The organism is Streptomyces sp. 8N706, assembly GCF_052245415.1.
Taxonomy (GTDB): domain Bacteria; phylum Actinomycetota; class Actinomycetes; order Streptomycetales; family Streptomycetaceae; genus Streptomyces.
This window is the reverse complement of sequence record NZ_JBQQBW010000190.1, coordinates 1-6,764: the sequence shown is the minus strand read 5'-3', so window position 1 is coordinate 6,764 and position 6,764 is coordinate 1. Positions and strand designations below refer to the sequence as shown.

The following is a 6,764-nucleotide window of genomic DNA, read 5'->3' as shown; positions in this document are numbered from 1 at the left end:
GCGCCGGGGCCTGGGCCGGGCAGGGCTCCCGTGCCGGTGCACGGCCCCCGCGCTTGGCCTGGGAGGGTCCCCCGGGCCGGGGTACGGTCCTGGGCCCGGACCTCGCGCCGGGCCTCCGCACACGCGGGCGCGGCCGCGCTGGGCCGACCCCGCGCAACGGGCCAGGGCCCCCGGCACCGCGGCGGTACGCGGCCCCCGGCCCCGGCCCCGGCGCCGGTGCGGCAGCGCCCGGACCTGGGGCCCGCGGATGCGGCCACCCTGGCGAAGGGACCCGCTTGCCTGGCCGCCATGTGCTCGTTACCAGCGCTTCAATGTCCCTTGCGAGCATCACTGAATGCAGCCCGCTGTGCCGAAAGCCCCCACCAGACGGCTCCGTGCCGCGCCTCCGCCGCCTTTTCGCCCCGCTTCCCGCGCGCCCGAAGGCGCTCCGGCGCGGAACAATGAGGACATGAACGAGTCCAGCGTTCCGGCACCGGTCCAGCACGTCCAGCCCTCGGTGGGCTCCATCGCGGCGCACCGCCCGCACACCGTGGCCGCGGCGGCCTACTCCGGCCTGGAACCCGACCTCGACGCCGACCTCGACGGTTACGAGGCCGGGTACGAGGAGGACAGCGGAGAGCTGCCCCAGGGCCGCTTCCTCGACCGGGAACGCAGCTGGCTGGCCTTCAACGAACGCGTGCTCGAGCTCGCCGAGGACCCCTCCACCCCGCTCCTCGAGCGTGCCAACTTCCTGGCGATTTTCGCGAGCAACCTCGACGAGTTCTTCATGGTCCGCGTCGCCGGTCTGAAGCGCCGTATCGCGACCGGCGTCGCCACCCGCTCGTCCTCCGGCCTCCAGCCCCGCGAGGTGCTGGATCTGATCTGGACCCGCTCCCGCGAGCTCATGGCCCGGCACGCCGCCTGCTTCCAGCAGGACGTCCTCCCTGAGCTGGCCGAGCAGGGCATTCACATGATCCGCTGGCCGGATCTGACCGAGAAGGAGCAGGCCCGCCTCTTCACGCTGTTCCGGCAGCAGATCTTCCCGGTCCTGACGCCGCTGGCCGTGGACCCCGCGCACCCCTTCCCGTACATCTCCGGCCTCTCCCTGAACCTCGCGGTCGTCGTACGGAACCCGGTCAGCGGCCATGAGCATTTCGCACGTGTGAAGGTGCCGCCGCTGCTGTCCCGCTTCCTGGAGGCCTCGCCGCAGCGGTACGTGCCGCTGGAGGACGTCATCGCGGCGCATCTGGAGGAGCTCTTCCCGGGGATGGAGGTGCTCGCCCACCACATGTTCCGGGTCACCCGCAACGAGGACCTGGAGGTGGAGGAGGACGACGCCGAGAATCTCCTCAAGGCCCTGGAGAAGGAGCTCATGCGGCGCCGCTTCGGGCCGCCCGTGCGGCTCGAGGTCGAGGAGTCCATGGCCCCGGAAATCCTTGACCGGCTGGTACGTGAGCTGAAGATCTCCGAGGCCGAGGTGCACCCGCTGCCCGGACCGCTCGATCTGACCGGCCTCTTCGGTATCGCGAAGCTGGACCGGCCCGAGCTGAAGTACCCGAAGTTCGTGGCGGGCACCCACCGCGACCTCGCCGAGGTCGAGTCCGCGCAGGCGCCCGACATCTTCGCGGCGCTGCGCGAGCGGGACGTGCTGCTGCACCACCCGTACGACTCCTTCTCCACCTCCGTCCAGGCCTTCCTGGAGCAGGCTGCCGACGACCCCGACGTGCTGGCCATCAAGCAGACGCTCTACCGCACCTCCGGCGATTCCCCCATCGTGAACGCCCTGATAGACGCGGCCGAGTCCGGCAAGCAGGTGCTGGTGCTCGTCGAGATCAAGGCGCGCTTCGACGAGCAGGCGAACATCAAGTGGGCGCGGAAGCTGGAGGAGGCCGGCTGCCATGTCGTCTACGGACTCGTGGGGCTGAAGACGCACTCCAAGCTGTCGCTGGTGGTCCGGCAGGAGGGCGACACCCTGCGCCGCTACAGCCACGTCGGCACCGGGAACTACCACCCGAAGACGGCCCGGCTGTACGAGGACCTGGGGCTGCTCACGGCCGACCAGCAGGTCGGCGCCGATCTCTCCGACCTCTTCAACCGGCTGTCCGGATACTCGCGCCGCGAGAACTACCGACGGCTGCTCGTCGCCCCCAGGTCACTGCGTGACGGTCTGATACAGCGGATCAACAAGGAGGCCGTGCACCGCCGCGCCGGGCGGCCCGCGTACATCCGTATCAAGGCCAACTCCATGGTCGACGAGGCCATCATCGACGCCCTCTACCGGGCGTCGCAGGCCGGAGTGGACGTGGACATCTGGGTGCGCGGTATCTGCGCGCTGCGGCCGGGTGTCGAGGGCCTGTCCGAGAACATACGGGTGCGCAGCATCCTCGGGCGCTTCCTCGAACACTCTCGCGTCTTCGTCTTCGGCAACGGCGGCGAGCCCGAAGTCTGGCTCGGCAGCGCCGACATGATGCACCGCAACCTTGACCGCCGTATCGAGGCCCTGGTCCGGGTGAGTGATTCGGCCCACCGGGCCTCCCTCAACCGGCTGCTCGAATCCGGGATGTCGGACGACACCGCCTCCTGGCACCTCGGCCCGGACGGCAACTGGACGCGACACGCGACGGATCCGGAAGGGCAGCCGCTGCGGAACGTCCAGGAGATGCTCATTGACGCCCGGAGGCGCCGGCGTGGCCCAGCGACATCATGACTCTGCCGGTACTCACGGGGACGGGGACGGGGGCGGCCCCGCCGGCTCCGGCACGGACCGGGACCGCGGCCGCGATCTTACGGTCCGAGCCGGGGCGGACAGCCCCGAGCTGGTACGGGACCCGGTACGAGGCTCCGGACAAGACTCCGGCCCCGACCCGGGAGGCGATCCGGCCCGTGAACAGGATGGTGCGCAGGCCCGTGAACCGGCCTTCGGGAAGGACCGTCACCCCGTCCGGAAACGCCCGGTACGCGGCTCTGTGTCCGCCGCGGCGGCGCCGGCGCAGGGCATTCCCGTGATGGTCGCGGGCGGACCGGACGAACCCTCGGCGCGGGAGGCGTCCGCCGCCCTCACCGCCGGTGATGTGCTGGCCGGATACCTGCACGGTCAGGCCGCCGATTTCCTCCGCAGTCTGCGGCTCCACCGGGAGAGCGGCGCGGACGCGGAGGAAGCCGTCGAGGCGGGGCGCCAGCTACGGCGCGCGGCGCGGCGGATCGGCGGCGCGCTGCTCACGTTCCGGCCGCTGACCGACACGGCGTGGTCGGACCCGCTGCGTGCGGAACTCGCCTGGCTGACGGGCACGCTCGCCCGTGAGCACGCGTACTCGGCACGGCTGGCCCGGCTCCGGGCCGCCCTGCACCGGCTGTCGGGCGCGGACCAGGCCACGGCCGCCGGGGCCGGTCCGGACGGGTGGGGCCGGGCCCCTTCGGACTGGTACGACCTGTGCGACGCGCTCACCGCGACCGACGGGGACCGGATCTCGGCCGCGCGGAGCGACGGCCGCACGGCGCGGGGCGCGACGGAAGCGCAGTGGGGGCCGACCGCACAGCGGAGCGCCTCGCAGTCCGCGGCGCCCACGCAGCGCCACGCCTCGTCGGCTGCCGCGCCCGCGCCCGGTGCGCTCACCGTCGGCGCCGCGCGCGCCGGGGCGTTGCTGGAGCGTCAGCTCACCCTTGCGCGGACGCGGGCCCACTCCGCCGCGTTGCAGGTGCTGGGCTCGTCACGGTTCCACGCGGTCGCCGACGCCGTCGCCGTACTGGCCTCGGAGGCGCCGCTCGACTCGGTGGCGGCCGCCGGATCCCCGGACGAGGTGCTGCGGCCTCTCGCCGACCAGGCGCGCCGGCAGCTGGTGGAGGCGGTCGACGCACTGCCGCTGTACCGCGCCGGGCACCCGTACAACGCGGAGGCCCTGGTCCACGGACTCGCCGCCACGGCGGCGGCCGACGCTCCCCCCGCCACGGAACAGCAGGACGCGCCGTGGCACCAGGTGCGACTGCTGCTGCGGCTGTGCCGGTACGCGGAGGAGGTGCTGGACGCGGCGGATCCGGCGCAGTCCGGGGACCCGTCGGACTCCCCGGTGCCCGAGGGGGCCACAGGCGGGCCCATGCCCGAGGGGTCCGCAGGCGGGCCGGGGCCCGGGGGCTCGCCGGGCCCCGAGGGCTGCGTGGCTTCCGGATGCCGGGGCGATGGCGGACCCTCGCTGCGCGTACGGCTCACCAGCGCGGCCCAGGCCCTGGAGCGGCACCGCGACGCCTCGGAGGCCGCGGCCGCTGCCGCCGCCGCGGCCCGCACTCCCCGGATCGCCCCGGCGACGGCGTACGCGCTGGGTGTCCTCCACGCCGACCAGCGGCATGACGTCGAGGCCGCCCGCTTCGCCTTCGGCCGTCTCTGGCAGCGATTGGCGGTGAGCGCCCGGTGACGGGGCAGCCCGCGGACGACGGGACAGTACTGGCGGCGGGGTGTGTGCTCTGGCGGCGCTCCCCGCGCGACGGGGGCGACGGGGGGATCGAGATCGCGGTCGTGCACCGGCCGAAGTACGACGACTGGTCGCACCCCAAGGGCAAGCTCAAACGCGGTGAGGACCCCCTGCGGGGCGCGCTGCGGGAGGTCCATGAGGAGACGGGCTACGACTGCGTGCCCGGCGTGCCGCTGCCCACGGCCCGCTACGTGGCGAACGGGCGGCCCAAGGAGGTGCATTACTGGGCGGCGGAGGCCACCGACGGGCACTTCGTCCCCAACCGGGAAGTCGACCGCCTCCTCTGGCTGCCCCCGTCGGCGGCCCGCCTCCGCCTCACGCACGAACGCGACCGGGAGCTGGTCGACGCGCTCCTCGATGCCCTGCGCACGGCGTGAGTGAGCGTACGGCCGAGCGCTGAGGCCCACCGGCACCAGCCGCGGAACGGCCCCGGGGAGCCCGGGGCCGTTGTGCTGGGGGCCTCCCCGCTCACTCGGTCTGCCGGCTCCAGCGTCTGTACTCCGTGCCCGACTGACCTGAGTCGAGGGTTGTCAACTTTTCTCCTTCGAGCTATATAAGAAGGCGTAGGGCATCGCACTCAGTGCTTACGGAAGGAGATGACCCGTGATGCTCATGCGAACCGACCCGTTCCGCGACCTCGACCGCCTCACTCAGCAGGTCTTCGGTACGGCGACGCGACCGGCGGCCATGCAGATGGACGCCTACCGCGCGGGGGACGACTTCGTGGTCCACTTCGACCTTCCCGGAGTCGCACCGGAGTCCATCGACCTCGACGTCGAGCGCAACGTTCTCACCGTGCGGGCCGAACGGCGCTCCCCGGCTCCCGAAGGCGCGGAGCTGATCGCCTCCGAGCGGGCGACCGGTGTGTTCAGCCGCCAGCTCTTCCTCGGTGAGAGTCTCGACACCGAGCGCATCGACGCCTCGTACGACGCCGGGGTGCTGACGATCCGTATCCCGGTCGCGGAACAGGCCAAGCCGCGGAAGATCCAGATCTCGGGCGGCGGCTCGCCGCAGCAGATCACTGCCTGAACGGCCCGACCGTCCGAACGGCCTGACCCGCCAACACCGGAGTGCCCGTCCGGTCCGCCGGTGCCCGCCCCGACCCGGCGGCCGGGCGGGCAGGTGCTCCGGCGGAAAGGGGCGGGCAGGTCCCCCCGGCGGACCGGACGGGCAGGCGGGCAGGCAGCCCGAGCCCGGCGCGGCTCCCCCGCTCCCCACTCCCCGGTCTGCGGCTCAGTGGTGGCGGTGCAGGGAGGCGTCGGCCGGCGCCGCCGACACCTAGCAGCTCTACGCCCGTTTCAGGTCCGTGCCCGGCGGGATGATCTCGTCGATCCGGCCCAGGACGTCCTCGCCGAGCGCGGTACCCACGCCCGCCGGCTCGCCCTCGAGCCGGGAGAGCGTCCGCGGGTCGGTGATCAACGACGGGCGGGCGGCGGTCAGGTGCCTCGGGGCGCCAGTGCTTCCCAGCGGACGGTGACCTCGCCCTGCCGCCAGCGCTTCGGTCCGTCCGCGAGGGGCCAGTCGGTGCTCAGGGAGCGCACGGAGCGGATCCAGCGCTGTCGGGCGCCGAGGGAGGCGAACGGCGCGGCGGCCGCCCAGGCCCGGTCGAAGTCACGCAGAAAGGCGTGGACGGGCTCGCCGGGGACGTTCCGGTGAATGAGCGCCTTCGGAAGCCGTTCGGCCAGGTCGGAGGGGTGGGAGAGGGAGCCGAGGCGGGTGGCGAAGGTGACCGTACGCGCCCCCTCGGGGCCGAGCGTGACCCAGACGTGCCGTCGCCCGATCTCATCGCAGGTTCCCTCGACGAGCAGCCCGTCGGGCGCGAGGCGTGCGCACAGCCGTTCCCATACGTCGCGGACCTCCGCCTCGTCGTACTGCCGCAGCACGTTGGCCGCCCTGATCAGCACCGGGTGACGGCCTCGCCCGGTCTCCGGCCGGGTGAGGGCCCCACCGTCGGCAGCTGGGAGAGCGCTCCGGGAGAGGGGGACCTCGAAGCCGCCGTGCGCGAAGACGAGCCCCTCGCGCGCATAGGGGCGGGCGGCCTGGACCCGGGCCGGGTCGATCTCAAGTCCGACGACCCGGGCGTCCGCCCGTACGGTCCGCAGTCTGGCGAGCAGCTCGACAGCGGTCCAGGGCGCGGCCCCGTACCCCAGATCCACGGCCACGGCCTCCGCGCCGCGCCGTATCGCCCCACCGTGCACCGCGGCTATCCAGCGGTCCATGCGCCGCAGCCGGTTGGGGTGGGTCGTCCCGCGGGTCACTGTCCCGACAGGGCGGGAGGGTGGGGTGCGGGGAGCCATGGGCAGGAGCGTACGCGGTCCCCGG

Annotated in this window: 6 protein-coding genes; 4 read left to right on the top strand and 2 right to left on the bottom strand. The window is 73.3% G+C overall.

Annotated elements, in window-relative coordinates; all coding sequences use genetic code 11:
• Nucleotides 1-334 precede the first annotated feature (334 nt).
• The 4 genes from ACTWQE_RS33190 (at nucleotide 335) to ACTWQE_RS33175 (ending at nucleotide 5,471) form a co-directional block, all read left to right on the top strand.
• Nucleotides 335-2,686: an RNA degradosome polyphosphate kinase gene (locus tag ACTWQE_RS33190; protein ID WP_443332808.1), complete on the top strand. Its 2,352-nt coding sequence runs from the start codon at nucleotides 335-337 to the stop codon at nucleotides 2,684-2,686.
• A 259-nt stretch (nucleotides 2,687-2,945) separates the two neighbouring features.
• A complete protein-coding gene (locus tag ACTWQE_RS33185) occupies nucleotides 2,946-4,385 on the top strand; it encodes a CHAD domain-containing protein (RefSeq protein WP_443332807.1) in 1,440 nt (479 codons plus the stop codon).
• On the top strand, nucleotides 4,382-4,819 hold the full coding sequence (locus ACTWQE_RS33180) for an NUDIX hydrolase (RefSeq protein WP_443332806.1): 438 nt from the start codon (nucleotides 4,382-4,384) through the stop codon (nucleotides 4,817-4,819). The genes ACTWQE_RS33185 and ACTWQE_RS33180 overlap by 4 nt, the downstream gene beginning before the upstream one ends.
• A gap of 229 nt (nucleotides 4,820-5,048) precedes the next feature.
• A complete protein-coding gene (locus tag ACTWQE_RS33175) occupies nucleotides 5,049-5,471 on the top strand; it encodes an Hsp20/alpha crystallin family protein (RefSeq protein ID WP_443332805.1) in 423 nt (140 codons plus the stop codon).
• A 258-nt stretch (nucleotides 5,472-5,729) separates the two neighbouring features.
• Here the strand turns inward: ACTWQE_RS33175 and ACTWQE_RS33170 are convergent, their stop codons facing one another.
• Together ACTWQE_RS33170 and ACTWQE_RS33165 are read right to left on the bottom strand one after the other, a co-directional pair.
• Nucleotides 5,730-5,861 carry a hypothetical protein gene (locus ACTWQE_RS33170; protein ID WP_443332804.1) on the bottom strand — a complete coding sequence of 44 codons (132 nt, stop codon included), beginning with the start codon at nucleotides 5,859-5,861 and terminating at the stop codon, nucleotides 5,730-5,732.
• A gap of 17 nt (nucleotides 5,862-5,878) precedes the next feature.
• Nucleotides 5,879-6,739 (bottom strand): class I SAM-dependent methyltransferase, encoded by an 861-nt coding sequence (locus tag ACTWQE_RS33165; RefSeq protein WP_443332803.1) that lies wholly within the window; start codon nucleotides 6,737-6,739, stop codon nucleotides 5,879-5,881.
• Between the last annotated feature and the right edge of the window lie 25 nt (nucleotides 6,740-6,764).